The organism is Klebsiella sp. R390, assembly GCF_051131745.1.
In the GTDB taxonomy this organism is placed as follows: Bacteria; Pseudomonadota; Gammaproteobacteria; order Enterobacterales; family Enterobacteriaceae; genus Klebsiella.
On record NZ_CP180445.1, the window covers coordinates 3,759,692 to 3,777,918 of the forward strand.

Consider the following 18,227-nt stretch of genomic DNA (forward strand, 5'->3'; position numbering starts at 1 on the left):
TGAATATCCCCGGCCTCGTCAGGCCGGGGAGCAGGTTTATTATTATTGCGGCGATCAGAAGTCGACGTTGACGCCCAACTGCCAGGTACGGCCCGGCATGACCGCCAGCGCTTTATCGTTGGCATCCTGGTTTGTGGATGTCTCAATATTGCGGCTGCTCAGGTAATCCCAGTATTTACGATCGGTAATGTTGTACACGCCGCCGTTCAGGCGCACGTTCTTCGCCACCTGCCAGTAAGCGGTCCAGTCCAGCATGCCGTAGCCCGGTACGCGCATGTATTCGCTGGTGGAGTCGGTGATTGCGGTGCCGCTGTTGGAGTAGCTTTCGCGGTTGGTCGCTGTGGCCTGCTTGCCTTTGACAAAGGTCGCGGTCAGCGCGGTACCGTAGCGTTTTGCCGGGTCATCCCATGCTACGCCGACAATCGCTTTCATTGGCGCAACGCTATCGATGTCGACATATTTGTCGCCGCTGTAGCTGGATTTCGACTTGCCTTCGTTGTAACCGTAGGCGAGGGTCGCGCTCAGGCCGTTGACCTCTTCAAACCAGGTGCCGAAATTAAACTTCGCGCTGATTTCACCGCCGTAGATATAGGCTTTATCACGGTTTTCCGCCTGATAAATGGTGTAGATATTCGACGGAACATTGCTGAACTTATCCGGATTACCAGAGCGCGTATAGCGGCTATAGGCGATGAAGTTTTTATAGCTGTTGTAGAACAGCGCGGTGCGCATGGTGATCCCTTCCACCACTTCACCTTTTAAGCCCCATTCGAAGTTATCGCTGGTTTCGGTTTTCAGATCGGTGTTACCAATCAACGCGTATTGCGCCCGGCCGGCGTAGCTGGATCCTAGGTTCCACGAGCCGTACAGCTGGCTGGCATTCGGGAATTCAGCGCCACGCTTATACTGCAGATAGGTCATGGTGCGCGGCGTAATGTCGTACTGGAAGGTTAAGGACGGCAAGACCTGGGTGTCGGAGTTTTTGCCGTACAGGGTGGCAACCGAGTCTTCGGTCAGCACGCTGCTGTTAGTAGTCAGCGAGCTGAGGTTCTCAGGCTTGGTGGATTGATGCACCACGCGTACGCCCGGGATCACCGCAAAATTGTGGCTATCCAGATCGAAGTTGATCTTATCCTGCACGAAGCCGCCCAGCGTGTAGCCACGGCTGTCCGCTTCCGGCTGCATGATCGCAGTATAGACGCTTGGTACCGGCGACTGGCTAAACGGACGCTGAGTTTTGGTGGTGCTGGCGTTCAGGCCGGCGCTCAGGTCATGACGGCCGATCGACTTCGCCAGCGCGGTCTGGAAGCCCCAGGTGTCGGTATCGTAGTTGGAGTTGACCGTTTCCATTGCCAGGGAGGTGCTGTCCGGCATGTAGGTCCAGTCGTGGGCTTCGGTGTGCTGGTAATAAACTTTGGTCGACATGCTGTCGATGTAGTCATTCATCGGCGTCCAGTCGTCTTTCAGGCTGATGCCCCAGCGACGAGTCTGGCTGGTCTGGTTAGACGTGCCGATAACGCTGTTACCGCTGGAATCCCACGCATCGTAATGGGTATGGTTGGTTTTGTGGTAGTAATCGAAGGTGCTGGTCAGCTTGTGTTCGTCGTTCGGCTGCCAGATCCCGGAAGCCATAAACGCGTCGGAGTGCCAGTTTGCCGGGTACGCATCTACCGTACCGCTGTTATTTTCCGTCTCCTGGCCATCGCGGCGACTGTAAACGAAAATGCCGCGCAGGGTTTCATCACCGCCCGCCACCGTCACGCCGTTATGCCAGCTCCGGTCCGCTGAGTCATAGCCGCTGCGGTAACCAAACGCGCTGGTTTTTCCCGGATGCAGATAGTCATCCGCCGATTTTGGCTGGAAGGAGACATTCCCGCCGATAGAGGTATTAACGGTTTCAGTCGAGGTCGCACCGGACTGAATATCGATGCTGCCGTACATGTACGGGTCGATATAATCACGGCCGATACCGAAGGTATTCAGGCCTGCGCGGCTAACGTAGCTGCGCCCGGTGGCGTCCGGCTGGGCAATGCCGTCGACGTCAATGCCGACGCGGTTGCTTTCCAGGCCGCGAATGTTATACCCGGTATAGCCGCCGCGGTCGAAGCCGCTCTTGCCGTTGCCCGAGCCACCGCTGGCGCCAGTTGCGCTAATCAAAGGTTCGTAACGCATGATGGAGCCAAAGTCTTTGGCTCCTTTGTCCTGCAGTTCCTGGGCGCTAACCGAATGTTCGCTGCCCGGTTTGAGCACTGGCGCAGGTGCCGTGACCGTCATCTGCTCCGTCGTATCGGACGAAGCATCGTTGATCGTGGTTTGAGTTGTAGTATCAGCCGCCCCGGCGGTGGTCTGATACATTGCTGCGAGCAAAGAAGTCACCAGCAGGCTTTTTTTAAACCAGACAGGTGATTGAGTGGATTTATACATAGTAGCCACGCCTTGATAATTATTAGTATCGGCTCACGCGTTACTTCCAGATTTGCAGGTTAGTCCCGTTGTTTCCCTGGCGGACCGTATTCTCCATGCTTATTGATTACGAATGGTAATAATAGGCATTATCATTTGCAACAAGATCTTCAATTATTCCTCATTTATTCTGCAACCTGTTTACAATTTACCCTTTCAGACACCGTGAGATCACCATGAGCCATAAAGCCAACATCACTATTAACTACTGCTCGCAATGTAACTGGATGCTGCGCGCCAGCTGGATGGCGCAGGAGCTGCTGCATACTTTCAGCACCGATATCGCCTCGGTGAAGCTGGTTCCTGGCACCGGAGGGATCTTCACGATCCACGTGGACGAGGTACAAATCTGGGAGCGCAAGCAGGATCAGGGCTTCCCGGATGCCGCCGAACTGAAGCGCCGGGTTCGCGATGTCTGCTTCCCGGAAAAAGCGCTGGGGCACGTGGATAAACCGACGGATCCGGCGTAAGCGGCAGGGGAAAAACGGCTGCGCCCGGTACGTTAAAGGTGTATTATTTTTGCATCTTTATTGAGGGGAAAGGCCATGGCAGGAAAACGCATCGACCGTGAGAAACAGACCATCCGTTGCATGATTGCGCTCTACCAGCGCCGCTGCCCGGATGCGCAGGGCGATGCGGAGCACTATCAGGTGCTGAACGCCTATGCTGATAAGCGGCTGGATAAGTGCGTGTTTGGTGAGGAAAAACCGGCCTGTAAGCAGTGCCCGGTCCACTGCTACCAGCCGCAAAAACGCGAAGAGATGAAGCAGATCATGCGTTGGGCAGGGCCGCGCATGCTCTGGCGGCACCCGATGCTGACCCTTCGCCATCTGATTGATGATAAACGCCCGGTGCCGGAGCTACCGGAGAAATACCGCCCGAAAAAGTCGCGGTGATTTCCCCGGAGGCGATGCTGCGCATCTGTCCGGGCTACTGGCAGGTGCGATGGGGTAGCCCGGACAGGCGCAACGTGCCGCCTCCGGGAAGCGTACTCTGGCGACTAACCACTACTTACGGTCGCCTGGGTTCGACTATCGCGAACCGACGTACCGACAAAGGTAATCACAAACAGCGCGCTGAACAGCACGACGATCGTCGGCGCCGGTGCGCTATCCAGATAAAACGACAGCCAGACGCCAGCGAAGCTACAGCTAACGGCGATGCCTACCGCCAGCAGCAGCGCGCTGACAAATCGTCGGGTCAGCAGCAGCGCAATGGCGCCAGGGGCAATCAGCAGCGAGATCGACAGAATAATTCCTACCGCCTTCAGCGTTGCCACGATGGTCAGCGCAATCATGCACAGCAGCCCGTAGTGCAGCAATCCGCAACGCAAGCCGCTGGCTTTGGCCTGATGTGGGTCGAAGGCATGCAGCACAAAATCACGCCACTTTAACCCGACGATCAGCGTGATAATTAAGGCAATCGCCGACGTTTGCCCAATATCACTCGCCGAAATCCCCAGCATATCGCCAAACAGAATGTGGTCGAGATGGACCTCAGACTGGATCGAGACGTACAGCACCAGCCCGGCGCCAAACATCCCGGAAAAGACAATACCCATAATGGTATCGCGCTTGATGCGGCTGTTATCGTCGAGATAGCCGGTGGCCACGGCGCAGAACAGGCCAGCGACAAAGGCGCCGATAGCGAACGGAATGCCGATAATGTAGGCCACCACGACGCCGGGGAAGACCGCGTGGCTCATGGCATCTCCCATTAATGCCCAGCCCTTCAACACCAGAAATACCGACAGCAGCGCACACGGGACGGCGACAATCGTCGCCACCAGGATGGCGTTAACCATAAACGAAAACTGGAAGGGCTCGAGAAGGGTTGCTATCAGCATGAAGACCTCCGGGCGCGGCGACGGTTAGCCAGCAGACCGTGTTTGGGCGCCATCACAAAGGTGATTAAAAAGATCAGCGTCTGGGCCACCACGATAATGCCGCCGGTGGCGCCGTCCAGATAGTAGCTTAGCCAGGCGCCGAAAAAGCTGGTCAGGCTGCCAATGGCGACGGCAATCGCCAGCAGGCGCGGAAAGCGATCGGTCAGCAGCCAGGCGGTGGCGCCGGGGGTAACCACCAGGCAAATCACCAGGAAGGCGCCCACGGTTTGCAAGGCCGCCACGGTACAGGCTGCCAGGAGGGTAAAGAACAGCAGCTTCAGCCCGGTGGTGTTGAGGCCAATGGAGCGGGCATGACTCTCATCGAAAAAGGTCACCATCAGGTCTTTCCATTTCAGCAGCAGAATCACCATGGAAAGCGATCCGATGGCCGCCAGCTGGATAATATCCTCCGGCGCAATTGCCAGAATATTCCCGAGAATAATGGTCTGGATATTCACCGAAGTGGGGTTGAGGGAGACCATAAACAGCCCGATGCCGAAGAACGAGGAGAATATCAGGCCAATAATAGCGTCTTCTTTGAGCTTCGAACGTTGGTTGAGAAACAGCATGCTGCCTGCAGCCAGTCCGCCGGAGAGAAACGCGCCGACGGCAAAGGGCAGACCCAGCATATAGGCCCCGGCAACGCCGGGTACGATGGAGTGGGAGAGGGCATCGCCAATCAATGACCAGCCTTTCAGCATCAGGTAGCAGGAAAGAAAAGCGCATACGCCGCCCACCAGCGCCGACACCCACATCGCATTCAGCATGTATTGATAGCCAAACGGCTCAAGCAGCCAGTTCACTCTTCACCGCCCGTCGCCCGGCGGCTGATAAACGGACGTTCATCGTCGGTAATGACCTGGGTTTCACCGCCGCTGAGCACCACGTGGCGCAGGACGCCGCTGAACGCGCGCTCGAGGTTTCCGGCAGTAAAGGTGGTTTCCGTCGGCCCACTGGCCAGCACGGTACCTTTGACCATCACTGTATAATCGCAAAACTCGCTGACCGACCCGAGATTATGGGTGGAGACCAGCATGGTGCAGCCTTCATCGCGCAGTTCGCGCAGCAGGGCGATGATCCGCGCTTCGGTCTGAACATCAACGCCGGTGAACGGTTCGTCGAGCAGAATCACCTGGCCTTGTTGAGCAATAGCGCGGGCAAGAAACACCCGCTTTTTCTGCCCGCCGGAAAGCTCGCCGATTTGCCGATGGCGGTACTCGCTCATGCCGACCCGGGCCAGCGCCGCATCGACGCGTTGGTGATCCTCGGCTTTAGCTCGCCGCAGCCAGCCCATATGCCCATAGCGGCCCATCATCACCACATCCTCCACCAGCACCGGGAAGGACCAGTCCACATCCTCAGACTGCGGTACATAGGCCACCAGGTTCTGGCGCAGGGCGCGATTTACCGGCTGACCAAGAATCGCAATGTCGCCGTGGGACAGGCGAACAAACCCCATCAGCGCTTTAAACAGCGTCGATTTCCCTGAGCCATTCACTCCAACCAGCGCGGCAATCGAACCGCGCGGGACGTTGAACGTCGCATCGCGCAGCGCCGTGTGACCATTGCGATAGGTGACGCTGACCTGGTTGACCGCAAGGCCCGCGATGTCTGTACTCATTGCTGTTTCCTCAGGCCGTCGTTGATGCCCTGGACGATGGTTTGCGTGGTGACGCGCAACAGGTCCAGATAGGTCGGAACCGGGCCGTCGGCGGCGCTCAATGAGTCCACATAGAGCACGCCGCCGTAGTGGGCGCCGGCTTCTCTCGCTACCTGACGCGCGGGTTTATCAGAGATGGTGCTTTCGCTGAAGATGGTCGGGATATGCTCTTTCTTCATGATGTCGATGGTTTTACGCACCTGCTGCGGCGTGCCTTGCTGGTCAGCGTTGATAGGCCACAGATAGCGCTCCTTCAGGCCGTTATCCCGGGCCAGATAGGAGAAGGCACCTTCGCTGGTGACCAGCCAACGTTTCTCTTCCGGCAGCCGGGCCAGCTCCGCTTTCAGCGGCGCCATGGTCTGGCGGATTTTCTCTTTGTAGGCCTCGGCGTTCTGGCGATAGGTATCGGCATGAGCAGGGTCGTACTTCACCAGCGCGTCGCGAATGTTATCGACGTAGATCAGTGCGTTATCCATCGACATCCACGCATGGGGGTTGGGTTTGCCGTTATAGGGGCCATCGCTGATCCCCATCGGTTGAATGCCGTTGCTGACCACTACTTCCGGCACTCCTTTCAGATGCTGATAGAAGCGGGAGAACCACAGTTCCAGATTCAGACCATTGGTGAGGATCAACTGTGCCCCCTGGGCGCGTTTAATGTCGCCTGGCGTGGGTTGATATTCATGGATCTCGGCGCCGGGTTTGGTTATCGAATTGACCTGGGCCGTATCGCCGGCGACGTTTTGCGCCATATCGGCAATCACCGTAAAGGTGGTGATCACGGTGAATTTTTCGTTCGCCTGAGCCGGGGCGATCGTCATGACGGCCAGCAGCGTGGTAAAGAGCAGATGTTTTAGCGACGGCAAATGCAGCATAAGATCCCTCATTGCGATGTGGTTAATTAATCATCTTTTATAGCCATTGCTATGTTATATAGCACAGGCTATTTATAAATGAAAATGATTATTATTTGCATGGTCTGGTAATGATTAGCACGGCAAGGGTATCGCGGGAGCTAAGCGGGGGATCGCAGGAATAAAACAGGTCATCTGCCTGCCCGGCAGGGGATAAAAGTCCGGGCAGGGTAAGCTATCAGGAAATGTCGGCGACCGACTGGCGTGGGATCAGGCGGCCAGCGAGAGTCCGTCCTTCGGTGGCAAATGCCGGGCGCTCATCAATCAGGTTGCGGATGCGCTGCAGGCAGTTTTCCATCAGTTGCTCCAGCGGCCACGAGATACAGGTCAACGGCGGATAGAGCAGCGAGGCCAGCGGCGAATCTTCGAGGCTCAGCAGCGAGACTTCCTGCGGCACGGCAACATTAAATTCGCGCAGCAGCCGCATGGCTTCCGCCGCGTAGCGGTCACGCTTAACGATAATCACCGAATATTTGCTGAAGCTATTGATAAGCGTAAGCAGCGCCTGTTCGACATCGTCGTTGGCGGTCAGCACCAGCTGGCGGTTGAAAGGAATCGAGTAGTTTTGCAGGACGTTACGATAGCCTTCCTGCATCTGGCGGCTGGCGTCATCGCTGTCGCTGTCAGAGAGCAGGGCGATATGGCGATGGCCTTTACCAATCACGTAGCGACAGGCGCTTTCGGTGGCGAAGGCGTAGTCGTAACCCTGATTGTTGACCCCGGCGATGCTGAAACGATCGAAGGAGATCACGTTGCGCGGTGTATCCGCCGGCAGAGGGCCAAGCACCACCACGGCGACACACTGGCGCTGGAAGTCGTCGATGACGGCCGCCTGTTCGACAGCATCCGTCACGTACTGGACGATCAGGTTTTTATTCAGGCTTTTGAGCGCCACAGAAAGCAGAGGCAGCAGCCGTGCGCTGCTGCTTTCATCCCGCACCGGGAGTACCAGGCCGACATGATTGGATGTTTGACTGGCGAGGTTCTGCGCGGCAAAACTTGGGCGATAGTTCAGCTCTTCCACTGCCCGCAGGACGGCTTCCCGGCTTTCATCACGCACGCCGCGGGTGCCGGTCAGCACACGAGATACCGTCGCTCTCGAGACATTCGCTAATCTTGAAACATCATCAATGGTTGGCATGGTATTTTCTGCTTTGATTATTTCGCTTAGCTTAACATACCTGCTGAAAAAGTGTCATCGCCAGCGGTCCGCGGAATTTGCCAGAACCGGCAGCCACGCCGCACCGCGCACGCCGCTGGCATCGCCGAAGCGGGCCGGTTTAATCTGGGTTCTGCAGCTGTCGGAAAACAGATAAGGCACCAGCGCGGCCGGTAACGCGCCGTAGATTTTTTCAACGTTGGACAAGCCGCCGCCCAGCACAATGACCTGGGGATCGAGAATATTGATCACCGACGCCAGACTGCGGGCAAATGCATCAATAAAGTGCTGCCAGTGGGCCTGGGCCTGCGGGTCGCCCTCGCCGGCGGCCTGAATTATGGCTTCCGCCTGCGCCTGTTCGCCGAAGCGACGGGCAAAGCCGGTGCCGGAGATAAAGCTTTCGATGCAGTTCACTTTGCCACAGTAGCAGGGCTGATCCGGGCCATCGCGCTCCGGCGTATAGCCCGGCAGCGTGTTGTGCCCCCATTCGCCCACGATGGCGTTGGGTCCGCTCAGCAACTGTTGGTTGACGGCGATGCCGCCGCCGCAGCCGGTGCCAATAATCACGCCAAATACCGTACTGGCACCAGCCCCCGCGCCATCTACGGCTTCGGAGAGCGTGAAGCAGTCGGCATCATTGGCTATCCAGACCGGCTGGCCGAGCTGCTGCTTCAGATCCCGACGCAGGTCGTGGCCATTGAGCACCAGGCAGTTGCAGTTTTTAATCAGCCCGCTCTGCGGGTCGATGGCGCCCGGCAGGCCAATGCCAATCGTAAACGGCTGTTCGCTCCACTGGCGGACGCTGTCGATCAGGCCAAGCAACTGCAGCATAAAGGCCTCATAGCTCTCTTTGTGCGTCGGCCGACGTTGGCGATAGACGCATTCGCCGTCGGCGTTGAGCACGACGGCTTCCATTTTGGTACCGCCGATATCTAAACCCAGATGTAGCATGGTTGTCCTCAGAGGAGAGTGGGTGAATGCACTCCCGGGCGGTCGCGTCAACGTCCGCCCGGGTCGTCCGGCTACTGGTGCAGCGGGCGTGAACGGTAGACGGCAATCAGTTCGGCGATCAGCTCTTTCGCCAGAATCGAGGTCATCAGGTGATCCTGAGCATGGACCATCACCAGCGTCATTTTGGTTTTCCCTTCGCCTTCGTCGGCTTCAATCAGCTGAGTCTGGACAAGGTGCGCTTCGCGGGAATAGTGCGCGGCTTCTTTCATCTTTTCGTCCGCGGCGGAAAAATCACCTTCTTTGGCACAGCTCAGTGCCTCAAAACAGAGGCTACGCGCCTGGCCGGCATTGATGATAATGCCCATGATTTGTTCTTCTAATTCCATCATAAACCTCAAAATAGTATGAATTAAGCGGACTGAGCCACGGCTTCAGTCTGGGTTGCTGCGTTGTCGTGTTCCTGCTGCAGCAGCTGTTTTTCGTAGGCCTTGAGGAACGGTAGATACATCACCATCGCCGTCGCCATACAAATCAGGCACATGATCACCGGGCTAAAGCTCCAGTTTGCCGCCCATGAGGCACCGACAGGAGCCGGAGTCGTCCACGGCGTCATCGACACTACGCGGCTTACCAGGTCCAGCTTCAGCGCAAAGTACGCCAGCGTGGCGTTCACCATCGGTACCAGTACGAATGGCAGGAAGAACAGCGGGTTCATAATGATCGGCGCGCCGAACAGAATCGGTTCGTTGATGTTGAACACGCCCGGTACGACGCCCATGCGTCCAATGGTACGCAGGTGGACCGCCTTGCTGCGCAGCAGCATCAGCGCCAACGGCAGGGTAGAGCCGACGCCGCCAATCAGCAGATAGTGATCCCAGAACCCCTGTACGTAGATATGTGGGATCGCCGTACCCGCCGCCATCGCAGCCTGGTTAATCGACAGGTTCGCCATCCAGAACGGGTTCATGATCCCGGTGACGATTAGCGCCCCGTGGATCCCGGCAAACCACAGCACCTGGCAGACCAGCACCGACAGCAGAATGGCGGGTAAGGTATCGGAGGCGGCGACCAGCGGTTTCACCAGCGACATGATCGCTTCCGGAATGATCATCCCCAGCTGTGCTTCGATAAACAGGTTCAACGGATGCAGCGTCAGGACGATAGCCAGCACTGGGATCAGGATTTCAAACGAGCGCGCGACGCCGGCCGGGACTTCAGGCGGCAGGCGAATGGTAATGTTGTGCCGCTTGAGGAAGGCGTACAGTTCGGTGGAGTAAATCGCCACCAGAATCGCGGTAAAAATCCCCTGTCCGGAGAAGTAGGCGGTGGAGATCTGCCCATCTTTCAGCGGGGCGGCCACCAGCAGGAAGGACATCAGCGACAGCATGCCGGCGGTCAGTGAATCCAGGTTGTGGTGTTTTGCCAGGCTGGCAGCGATGCCGACCGCGATAAACAGGGTCATCACCCCCATGCTGAAGTTAAAAGGCAGCATCAGGGCATCGCGATGATCGAGGGAGAACTGCAGCCACGCCCGGGCAAATCCCCAACTGGTATCCGGTGAGAAGGGCGGGAAGATAAAGACCAGCAGGAAAGAGCCGACGATCATAAAGGGCAGCGCCGTGATGAAACCATCGCGGATCGAGGTGACATACTTTTGCTGCCCGATTGCCCCGGCCATCGGGGTAATTTTTTGTTCAATAACGGCGATCAATTTAGCGTACAGAGAGCTCATGATCTTTCCTTAGTTTTTGTTATCAATCAGGGAGAGCGCGAAATCCAGCACGGCGCCGCCTTTCTGCATGCCGTAATCCATCATATTGATGGGCTCCACGCGGATCCCGTATTTGTCCGCCTGCTTTTGCAGATCTTTCTGCATGTATTTCACCTGCGGGCCGAGCAGTACGACCTGATAGTTCCCGACCTGCTGATCAAACTCGGCAACGCCAAAGGCATTGATCTCAACCGGCAGACCGCGCTGCTCTGCTTCAGCAATCATTTTTTTCATCAGCAGGCTGGTGGACATACCTGCGGAACAACACAACATAATCTTTTTCATAAACCGTTCCTGGTGAGTTGGATGTGTGGACTATAGTCACAGTGGACTCATTACGGAAAGCGCTTTCCGTTTATGGATTTATTAATTGTGATGATGATCACCTAAGGCAGGCTTTTACTTTATGTTGTAGTGCGCGATCATCCAGCCAACAAAACCACTCGATAAGGTAGAACCATGAACAATCCGTTGATGAATGTTGCCGTGGACATCATCGAACAGCGTCTGGCGCCACTGGCGAACGTTCTGACGCGCAATAATCACATTACGGCGATGCGCGATAGTTTTGCGCTGGCGATGCCGTTCGTGATTGTGGGGAGTTTGCTGGTGCCCGTTTTGTTTCCGCCCGTTTCCATTAATGGTGCAACGACGTTTGGGCAGTTCTACCTGTGGCTGCGTCCGATGCTGTTGCCGACCTTTGAATTAACCATTGGCCTGGTGGCATTGATTGTCGCCTTCGGCGCCAGTGCCAGTCTGGCGAAGCAGTACCGCCTGCCGGAGCGGCTTTGCGGACTGACCGGGTGCCTGTCGTTCCTGCTGTTTATTGGCTTTCGTGATAATGGCGTGACCAATATTTTCCTCGGCGGCATGGGGATTTTTACCGCGCTGATATCCAGTACATACTCAATTGAAATAATTCGTTTTTTTTATAAGAGAGGCTGGTGCATTCGCCTGCCTGAAGAGGTGCCGCTGATGACCCGTAACGGGTTCCAGTTGCTGGTGCCGCTGCTGTTTGTGATGATTTCCATCAGCGTGGTCAATGCGCTGATGCAGCAGGCCACCGGACGGATTTTACCAGAGCTGATCAGCGAAGCGGTCAGGCCGCTGGTGGTCGCATCAGACACCCTGACTGCGGTGCTTATCTCTTTGTTTATCTGTAACTTACTGTGGTTTGTTGGGATCCATGGCGCGCTGATCATTACCGGCATAATGAACCCGTTCTGGATGACCTATCTGTTTGAAAACCAGCAGGCGCTGGCGGAAGGGGCGACGGCATTACCGCATATTTATCTGCAGGGATTCTGGGATTTCTACTTGCTGATTGGCGGCATTGGCTCGACGCTGCCGCTGGTCTTTATGGCGATGCGAAGCCGATCGCGGCAGCTGAAAAGCGTCGGTAAAATTGGCCTTATTCCCTCGTTGTTTAATATCAACGAGCCGATATTGTTTGGTTTTCCGATCATTATGAACCCGGTTTTCCTGCTGCCATTTATCTTTGTCCCGCTGATAAATGCCTGTATCGCATGGTATTTGACGCAGATTGGCATTCTGGATCGGGCGGTGGCGATGCTGCCGTGGTCGATGCCGTCACCGCTCGGCGCGGCGTGGTCTGCGAACGGGAGCTGGAAAAATCTATGCATGACGCTGTTCGCCATCTTCAACGCCTGGATGCTGTACCGGCCGTTCTTTAAAGTCTACGAACGCCAGCTTGCCGACGCCGAACGCTAGTTTTTTGCCTTTCCCCTGGCCGCTATTCCGCCCGCGTTATGCGGGCGCTTGAATATTTCATTGTGTGATGTAAGTCGCAATTATATCTGAGCCATTCTCAAATCTGTGAACCAGACCGACAATAATGGAAAGCGTTTTCCAATTGTGGATGTACATTTCCGCATTTTGTCAGTAGATTTCTTTTCGTGCACTGGGCCGTATTTTTCACCTCAACAAATGGGGTGACAGGGTAGACTTTTTTTGGCTGCGCCCGCTGGGCGCGGCCTTTTTTCACAGACAGGAGGCGTTATGACCCGGTATCAGTTTCCGGAAGGCTTTTTTTGGGGGGCAGCAGCATCAGGTCCGCAAACGGAAGGGGTGAGCAACAAGCCGCACCGCTCGATTTGGGACAGCTGGTTTGCCGAGCAGCCGGAACGCTTTTATCAGCAGATTGGACCGCAGACCGTCTGTGACACCTATCATCAATACCCGCAGGACGTGGCGCTGATGAAACAGACCGGCTTTAACTCCTTCCGCACCTCGATTCAATGGTCTCGCTTGATTGATGATTTTGAAACCGGGGTCGCCAATCCGGACGCGGTGCGTTTTTACAATGCCTATCTTGATGAGATGATCGCCAACGGTATCGAGCCGATGATCAACCTCTATCACTTCGATATGCCGGAAACGCTGCAAAAGCAGTACGGCGGATTTGAGTCGGCGCACGTGACGGATCTCTTTGCCCGTTTCGCCCGCACCGCCTTCGAGCTGTTTGGCCATAAAGTGAAATACTGGATCACCTTCAACGAGCCGATTGTGCCGGTGGAAGGCGGCTATCTGTACGATTTCCACTATCCGTGCAAAAAGGATGGCAAGCTGGCGGCGCAGGTGGCCTTTAACATTATGCTGGCCCACGCCAAAGCGATTCGTGAGTTCCGTGAGCTGGCGCTGCCGGGCGAGATTGGGGTGGTGCTGAACCTGACGCCTTCCTACACCCGCAACGACAGTCCGGAGGACAAAAAGGCGGCATGGTATGCGGATCTGTTCTTTAACCGCAGCTTCCTCGATCCGCTGGTCAAGCATCAGTTCCCGAAAGCGCTGTGCGAAATTCTGGCCGCTCACGATTGTTTGCCGGAAGTATCGAAAGCCGACGTTGAGATGATTACCGGTTCGCACGTCGATTTTCTCGGCGTCAACTACTACGTCCCGCGGCGGGTACAGGCGCGTGAGAGCGACTATACGCTGGACTACTTCACCCCGGAGTATTACTTCGAAAACTACGTCAATCCTGAAGGGCGGTTTAACCCGTATCGCGATAACAACGAAATTCTGCCGCAGGCGATCTATGACATTGCCGCCAACGTGCGTGACAACTACGGCAATATTAAGTGGTTCCTCGCTGAAATTGGTATCGCGATGGACATCGAGTCGGAAGGGGAGCCGGGTGAAGACGGGGTGATCGATGATTCATTCCGCATTCGTCTGATGGAAGAGCATCTGGTACAGCTGCACCGGGCGATAGCCGACGGCGCCAACTGCTTCGGCGTGCACCAGTGGACCTTCATCGATAACTGGTCGTGGATTAACTCATTCAAGCGCCGCTACGGCTTCTGGCGCCTCGATCTGCAAACCGGCGAGCGGCAGATAAAACGCAACGCGCTGTGGTTTGCCGAACTGGCGGCCAGCAACGGCTTCAGTGCCAAAAAATAGCCCCGCAAAATCTCCCGGAGGCGGCGCTGATGCGCCTGTCCGGGCTACAGACCGCACGCTCCCGTAGCCCGGACAGATACGCAGCATCGCCTCCGGGGCAACCAGACCTCACGATCCCGTAGCCCGGACAGATGCGCAGCATCGCCTCCGGGGCAACCAGACCTCACGATCCCATAGCCCGGACAGATGCGCAGCATCGCCTCCGGGGCAACCAGACCGCACGTTCCCGTAGCCCGGACAGATGCGCAGCATCGCCTCCGGGGAGAAGCCTCTGGCGCTACTTTTTCATCTCCGGCAGTGACGCAATCCAGTTCATCGCCAGCTGAGGCCACCTGGCGGCGGGCAGCCCTGTTGTCCCACGAATACCGAAACCGTGCTTACCCTCGGCAAACAGGTGCAGCTCGGTCGGTACCTTGTGGGCACGCAACGCGTTAAACATCACCAGCGCGTTATCGACCGGCACCGAAGGATCATCCACCGCATGCATAATGAACGTCGGTGGCGTCGCGGCGGTTACATTGAGCTCCGGCGAATAGCGACGTTGCTGTTCTGCCGTTGGCGTATCGCCAATCAGCGCGTGGCGCGAACCGGGATGGGCTATGGCGGGATCCATGGAAATCACCGGATAGCCGAGCACCACAAAATCGGGGCGCGCGCTTTGGTGGTCGACGGCGTCCGTTGCCGGATAGACCGCGTCGTCATAACGGGTCTCGAGGCTGGCGGCAACATGACCGCCGGCAGAAAAGCCCATGATACCGATTTTATGCGGGTCGATACGCCACTCCGAGGCTCGGGCCCGCAGGGTGCGCAGCGCGCGCTGGGCATCGGCCAACGGCGCGTTGCTGCCTTCCGCGTGGCCGTCAGCCGGCATACGGTAGGTCATGACGAACAGGGTATAGCCCTGTGCCGTAAACACCGGGGCAAGATCGCTGCCTTCTTTATCCAGCACCACCCGCTGATAGGAACCGCCAGGGGTGACCAGTAGCGCAATACCGTTGGGTTTGGCGGGAGCATACACCGTGATTTCCGGCGCGCGGATACCGGTCACCGCACGGTCGGGCAGGGCGCCATCTTTGCTACGATCCACCAGAGACGGGACCACCGGGCTGTTTTTCGCACCGGGCGCCTCGCCGCCGGGCCAGACCGGGAGCGTGGGCAGGGCGGCGAGTGCCGCCTGAGAAGAGATAAGCACAGTCATGGCTGCCGCCAGGGGTAAACGCGTCATAAGCATCTCCATGATGGAAAACGCTTATTTATCATTCATTCGCGGCGGGTAACGCGAGGTGTCTCACAGAACACTGTTTCACTTTTATCAAAATGAAACAGTGTTTTGGATGATGTTATGCGCGGGTGGCAATCAGGATGGCAGAAGCTTTAATCAGCGCCAGCACGCGGCTGCCCTGCACCAACTGCATCTCTTCCTGACTCTCGTTGGTCACGACCGCCACGATATCAAACCCGGCATCGGTATTAATATGCACCGTCGCGTTCACCGCACCTTCGGTCACCCGGCTGACGCTACCGGCAAACTGGTTACGGGCGGAGAACTTCAGGCCGCACGCTTCCGTTGCCAGGGTGACCCACGGCGCTTTAATCAATGCAATGGCTTCTTTGCCGGGGACCAGCCCCAGAGCCTGCTGGCTGCTGTGGGTAACAATAGCCACCAGCCTGGCGCCGCCGGTGAGCGTCAATTCAACTTCATCATTGACCGCGCCGGTGGCAACGGCGCTTACCGTGCCGGTCAGTTGGTTACGTGCTGATACCGCCATAAAACCTCCTTCCAGTGACAGATTGAAATAAGTACAAATTTATACTAACTCATCTTTGCCAATTCCCAGGCGTTTCATGCGGGAAAGTAGCGTCGTGCGTTTGAGGCCCAACCGTTGCGCGGCCCCTTTCGGCCCGGCAACCACCCCGTTACTCTCTTTCAGCACCCGAACAATCAGCTGATATTCGTCTTCCCCCTCCTGCGGCAGGACGGTTTCCGGCTGGGTCTCCGGCTCGATATTCAGCTCAGGTAGCGACAGCTGGAGCACGCTGCCGCGGGTTAGCAGCACCGCGCGCTCAATCACGTTCTCCAGTTCACGAACGTTGCCTGGCCACTCCATCCGGCTGAGGGTACGCAGGGTCTCCGCCGGAATACTGTCGATATTGCGCCCGAGGCGGCGGGCGATTTTAAAGGTAAACGCTTTGACCAGCAGCGGAATATCGTCCGGGCGCTCGCGGAGCGGCGGGAGATGGATCGGGAAAACGTTCAGACGGTAATAGAGATCGCTGCGGAATTCGCGATCGGCGACCATCTGTTTAAGATCGCGGTTGGTCGCGGCGATCAGCCGGACATCGGTCTGGATCAGCTTATTGCTGCCGAGCCGTTCAAACTCCTGCTCCTGCAGGACTCGCAGCAGCTTCGGCTGTAGCTCCAGCGGCATATCGCCCACTTCGTCGAGGAACAGGGAGCTTTTATCCGCCAGCTCGAAACGGCCGATGCGCTGCGCGCTGGCCCCGGTAAAGGCGCCACGTTCATGGCCGAAGAGATCGCTCTCCAGCAGCCCGGCAGGCATCGCGGCGCAGTTCATTTTGACCATCCGCCGGCCGTTGCGCCCGCTGAGATTGTGGATCGCCCGGGCAATCAACTCCTTGCCGGTGCCGGTTTCACCGAGGATCAGCACGGTGCTGTCGCTCTGCGCCACCATCTCGACCTGCTTGAGCACGCTGTGCATGGCTTCGCTGCGGCCGATAATTTCACCAAACTCGCTCTCAACGTTATTCAACTGCTCGGTCAGCGCCAGGTTTTCGTCGACCAGCCGCTCCTTCAGACGCTGAATTTCCTGGTAGGCGAGGGCGTTATCGACGGCAATCGACACCCGTTCGGCAATCTGACGCAACAGCTTAAGGTTGGCGGTGGTGAACACTTTTTCGTCGCACTGCGCCAGCTTCAGCACCCCCAGCAAGTTATTGCCGGACATCAGCGGCAGCAGGCACAGGGTTTGGATCTGGTTGCCCCACATCTCGAAGAGCATTTTTTCATACGGCGCCAGCGAGTCGTGCTCGTGCAAGTTGAGCAGCAGCATCTCTTTGCTCTTGAACACCCGCTCGGTCAGGGTACCGGCCTCATTGACCTCGCTCTGATCGTGTACCGGATGGCTGGCGTCAAGATAGTGGGTCGAGTAGATATTTAGCTTACCCTTGCGGCTGCTGTGCAGCACCACGCTGATGGCGTCGATGCGGAAATAGCGGTGAATCTCCTTCGCCACCTCGCTCACCAGTTCATCGATATCCAGCCGGGAGAGCACGGCGTTGGTGATGGCGACCAGAATGCGGAAGTTGTCGCGCTCGTGGCACAGCAGATCGTAATCGACATTGTTGCTGACCCGGCTCTGGATTTGTTCGGTCACCACGGCAACCAGCTGGGTAAAAGTATGCAGCCGCTGGTACTCTTTTTCGGTCCAGGGGCGGGCGTCGTTGCGGATAAACTCGCAGCCGCCGAAGATGCGGCCTTCTGCCGCCAGCGGCAGCAGGCAGTAATAGCCAAATGGCGGATACAAACTGCAGCCGGCCAGCTGTGGCCAGGCTTCGGCAAAGGTGGCGTGGTCACAATGCAGCGCATCGGGGCGCGACAGCAGGCGACGTACCGGCCCATGGGCCAGCACAGTCTCATCTTCATAGCTGACCGGCAGGCCCGCGTCGTCGCAGGCGTAGCGGGTCGCGCGGTGGTTTCCGGCATTCCACAAGATAATGGCCGCGCGATCTGCCAACGCAGATTGCTGAACCAGGCGGGTCAGCGTTTCACTCAGCGCGGCCAGGTCTGGCTGCTGTAACAGAATACGGGTGATATCGAACAGCCCTTGCTGCCCAAAATCGCCCAGTGGTGTATACGACATTGCTTAAGTCCAAAAAGCGCCATTAAGGCGGCGCATAAGAAAGTGATGACACAAATAATAGTATGTTAAAAAGCAGTCGTTGCCGCGGTAACCCATCCGTGGTGGCCCGATGATTTGGGCTGG

Annotated in this window: 17 protein-coding genes; 4 read left to right on the forward strand and 13 right to left on the reverse strand. The window is 57.0% G+C overall.

Features of this window, described 5'->3' with window-relative positions; genetic code table 11:
* Window positions 1-54: 54 nt before the first annotated feature.
* Entirely contained in the window at window positions 55-2,424 is a 2,370-nt protein-coding gene (locus tag ACMYSP_RS17615; protein WP_434583323.1) for a TonB-dependent receptor domain-containing protein, read from the reverse strand.
* Between the two features lie 215 nt (window positions 2,425-2,639).
* Between ACMYSP_RS17615 and ACMYSP_RS17620 the strand changes: the two genes are divergently transcribed.
* Window positions 2,640-2,933, forward strand: a complete 294-nt coding sequence (locus ACMYSP_RS17620; RefSeq protein ID WP_434583324.1) for a SelT/SelW/SelH family protein — start codon at window positions 2,640-2,642, stop codon at window positions 2,931-2,933.
* Between the two features lie 75 nt (window positions 2,934-3,008).
* Window positions 3,009-3,359: a nitrous oxide-stimulated promoter family protein gene (locus ACMYSP_RS17625; RefSeq protein ID WP_434583325.1), complete on the forward strand. Its 351-nt coding sequence runs from the start codon at window positions 3,009-3,011 to the stop codon at window positions 3,357-3,359.
* A 104-nt stretch (window positions 3,360-3,463) separates the two neighbouring features.
* Here ACMYSP_RS17625 and ACMYSP_RS17630 read toward each other — a convergent pair whose 3' ends face one another.
* From ACMYSP_RS17630 to ACMYSP_RS17670, 9 genes are all read right to left on the reverse strand, one after another.
* Window positions 3,464-4,309 (reverse strand): metal ABC transporter permease, encoded by an 846-nt coding sequence (locus ACMYSP_RS17630; RefSeq protein WP_434583326.1) that lies wholly within the window; start codon window positions 4,307-4,309, stop codon window positions 3,464-3,466.
* On the reverse strand, window positions 4,303-5,151 hold the full coding sequence (gene sitC, locus ACMYSP_RS17635; RefSeq protein WP_434583327.1) for an iron/manganese ABC transporter permease subunit SitC: 849 nt from the start codon (window positions 5,149-5,151) through the stop codon (window positions 4,303-4,305). The genes ACMYSP_RS17630 and sitC overlap by 7 nt, the downstream gene beginning before the upstream one ends.
* Window positions 5,148-5,969, reverse strand: coding sequence for a manganese/iron ABC transporter ATP-binding protein (locus tag ACMYSP_RS17640; protein WP_434583328.1), 822 nt, complete (start codon window positions 5,967-5,969; stop codon window positions 5,148-5,150). Before ACMYSP_RS17640 ends, sitC begins: the two co-directional genes overlap by 4 nt.
* The gene (locus tag ACMYSP_RS17645; protein ID WP_434583329.1) at window positions 5,966-6,883 is read right to left on the reverse strand and encodes a metal ABC transporter substrate-binding protein; all 918 of its coding nucleotides are present in this window, start codon (window positions 6,881-6,883) and stop codon (window positions 5,966-5,968) included. Before ACMYSP_RS17645 ends, ACMYSP_RS17640 begins: the two co-directional genes overlap by 4 nt.
* A gap of 217 nt (window positions 6,884-7,100) precedes the next feature.
* The gene (locus ACMYSP_RS17650; protein ID WP_123756757.1) at window positions 7,101-8,063 is read right to left on the reverse strand and encodes a LacI family DNA-binding transcriptional regulator; all 963 of its coding nucleotides are present in this window, start codon (window positions 8,061-8,063) and stop codon (window positions 7,101-7,103) included.
* 54 nt (window positions 8,064-8,117) lie between these two features.
* Entirely contained in the window at window positions 8,118-9,032 is a 915-nt protein-coding gene (locus tag ACMYSP_RS17655) for an ROK family protein (RefSeq protein ID WP_434583331.1), read from the reverse strand.
* A gap of 71 nt (window positions 9,033-9,103) precedes the next feature.
* Entirely contained in the window at window positions 9,104-9,418 is a 315-nt protein-coding gene (locus tag ACMYSP_RS17660; protein ID WP_434587155.1) for a PTS lactose/cellobiose transporter subunit IIA, read from the reverse strand.
* 23 nt (window positions 9,419-9,441) lie between these two features.
* Window positions 9,442-10,764: a PTS sugar transporter subunit IIC gene (locus tag ACMYSP_RS17665; RefSeq protein ID WP_434583332.1), complete on the reverse strand. Its 1,323-nt coding sequence runs from the start codon at window positions 10,762-10,764 to the stop codon at window positions 9,442-9,444.
* A gap of 9 nt (window positions 10,765-10,773) precedes the next feature.
* Complete coding sequence (locus tag ACMYSP_RS17670) at window positions 10,774-11,088, reverse strand: PTS sugar transporter subunit IIB (RefSeq protein ID WP_434583333.1); 315 nt, start codon at window positions 11,086-11,088, stop codon at window positions 10,774-10,776.
* A 174-nt stretch (window positions 11,089-11,262) separates the two neighbouring features.
* On the opposite strand from ACMYSP_RS17670, the gene ACMYSP_RS17675 reads away from it, so the two are divergent.
* Together ACMYSP_RS17675 and ACMYSP_RS17680 are read left to right on the forward strand one after the other, a co-directional pair.
* Window positions 11,263-12,534: a PTS sugar transporter subunit IIC gene (locus ACMYSP_RS17675; protein ID WP_123756762.1), complete on the forward strand. Its 1,272-nt coding sequence runs from the start codon at window positions 11,263-11,265 to the stop codon at window positions 12,532-12,534.
* A gap of 288 nt (window positions 12,535-12,822) precedes the next feature.
* A complete protein-coding gene (locus ACMYSP_RS17680; protein ID WP_434583334.1) occupies window positions 12,823-14,223 on the forward strand; it encodes a glycoside hydrolase family 1 protein in 1,401 nt (466 codons plus the stop codon).
* A gap of 277 nt (window positions 14,224-14,500) precedes the next feature.
* On the opposite strand, the gene ACMYSP_RS17685 is transcribed toward ACMYSP_RS17680, so the two are convergent.
* The 3 genes from ACMYSP_RS17685 to flhA all read right to left on the reverse strand — a co-directional run bounded on the left by ACMYSP_RS17685 (window position 14,501) and on the right by flhA (window position 18,104).
* Entirely contained in the window at window positions 14,501-15,448 is a 948-nt protein-coding gene (locus ACMYSP_RS17685) for an alpha/beta hydrolase (protein WP_434583335.1), read from the reverse strand.
* 115 nt (window positions 15,449-15,563) lie between these two features.
* Window positions 15,564-15,992, reverse strand: coding sequence for a TOBE domain-containing protein (locus ACMYSP_RS17690; RefSeq protein WP_434583336.1), 429 nt, complete (start codon window positions 15,990-15,992; stop codon window positions 15,564-15,566).
* A 39-nt stretch (window positions 15,993-16,031) separates the two neighbouring features.
* The gene (gene flhA / locus ACMYSP_RS17695) at window positions 16,032-18,104 is read right to left on the reverse strand and encodes a formate hydrogenlyase transcriptional activator FlhA (RefSeq protein ID WP_434583337.1); all 2,073 of its coding nucleotides are present in this window, start codon (window positions 18,102-18,104) and stop codon (window positions 16,032-16,034) included.
* Window positions 18,105-18,227 lie beyond the last annotated feature (123 nt).

Bases quoted from the DNA above. Each gene is read 5' to 3' on its own strand.
- ACMYSP_RS17615 (WP_434583323.1), bottom strand. From the start codon at position 2,424: ATGTATAAATCCACTCAATCACCTGTCTGGTTTAAAAAAAGCCTGCTG.
- ACMYSP_RS17620 (WP_434583324.1), top strand. From the start codon at position 2,640: ATGAGCCATAAAGCCAACATCACTATTAACTACTGCTCGCAATGTAAC.
- ACMYSP_RS17625 (WP_434583325.1), top strand. From the start codon at position 3,009: ATGGCAGGAAAACGCATCGACCGTGAGAAACAGACCATCCGTTGCATG.
- ACMYSP_RS17630 (WP_434583326.1), bottom strand. From the start codon at position 4,309: ATGCTGATAGCAACCCTTCTCGAGCCCTTCCAGTTTTCGTTTATGGTT.
- ACMYSP_RS17640 (WP_434583328.1), bottom strand. From the start codon at position 5,969: ATGAGTACAGACATCGCGGGCCTTGCGGTCAACCAGGTCAGCGTCACC.
- ACMYSP_RS17645 (WP_434583329.1), bottom strand. From the start codon at position 6,883: ATGCTGCATTTGCCGTCGCTAAAACATCTGCTCTTTACCACGCTGCTG.
- ACMYSP_RS17650 (WP_123756757.1), bottom strand. From the start codon at position 8,063: ATGCCAACCATTGATGATGTTTCAAGATTAGCGAATGTCTCGAGAGCG.
- ACMYSP_RS17655 (WP_434583331.1), bottom strand. From the start codon at position 9,032: ATGCTACATCTGGGTTTAGATATCGGCGGTACCAAAATGGAAGCCGTC.
- ACMYSP_RS17660 (WP_434587155.1), bottom strand. From the start codon at position 9,418: ATGGAATTAGAAGAACAAATCATGGGCATTATCATCAATGCCGGCCAG.
- ACMYSP_RS17665 (WP_434583332.1), bottom strand. From the start codon at position 10,764: ATGAGCTCTCTGTACGCTAAATTGATCGCCGTTATTGAACAAAAAATT.
- ACMYSP_RS17670 (WP_434583333.1), bottom strand. From the start codon at position 11,088: ATGAAAAAGATTATGTTGTGTTGTTCCGCAGGTATGTCCACCAGCCTG.
- ACMYSP_RS17675 (WP_123756762.1), top strand. From the start codon at position 11,263: ATGAACAATCCGTTGATGAATGTTGCCGTGGACATCATCGAACAGCGT.
- ACMYSP_RS17680 (WP_434583334.1), top strand. From the start codon at position 12,823: ATGACCCGGTATCAGTTTCCGGAAGGCTTTTTTTGGGGGGCAGCAGCA.
- ACMYSP_RS17685 (WP_434583335.1), bottom strand. From the start codon at position 15,448: ATGACGCGTTTACCCCTGGCGGCAGCCATGACTGTGCTTATCTCTTCT.
- ACMYSP_RS17690 (WP_434583336.1), bottom strand. From the start codon at position 15,992: ATGGCGGTATCAGCACGTAACCAACTGACCGGCACGGTAAGCGCCGTT.
- flhA (WP_434583337.1), bottom strand. From the start codon at position 18,104: ATGTCGTATACACCACTGGGCGATTTTGGGCAGCAAGGGCTGTTCGAT.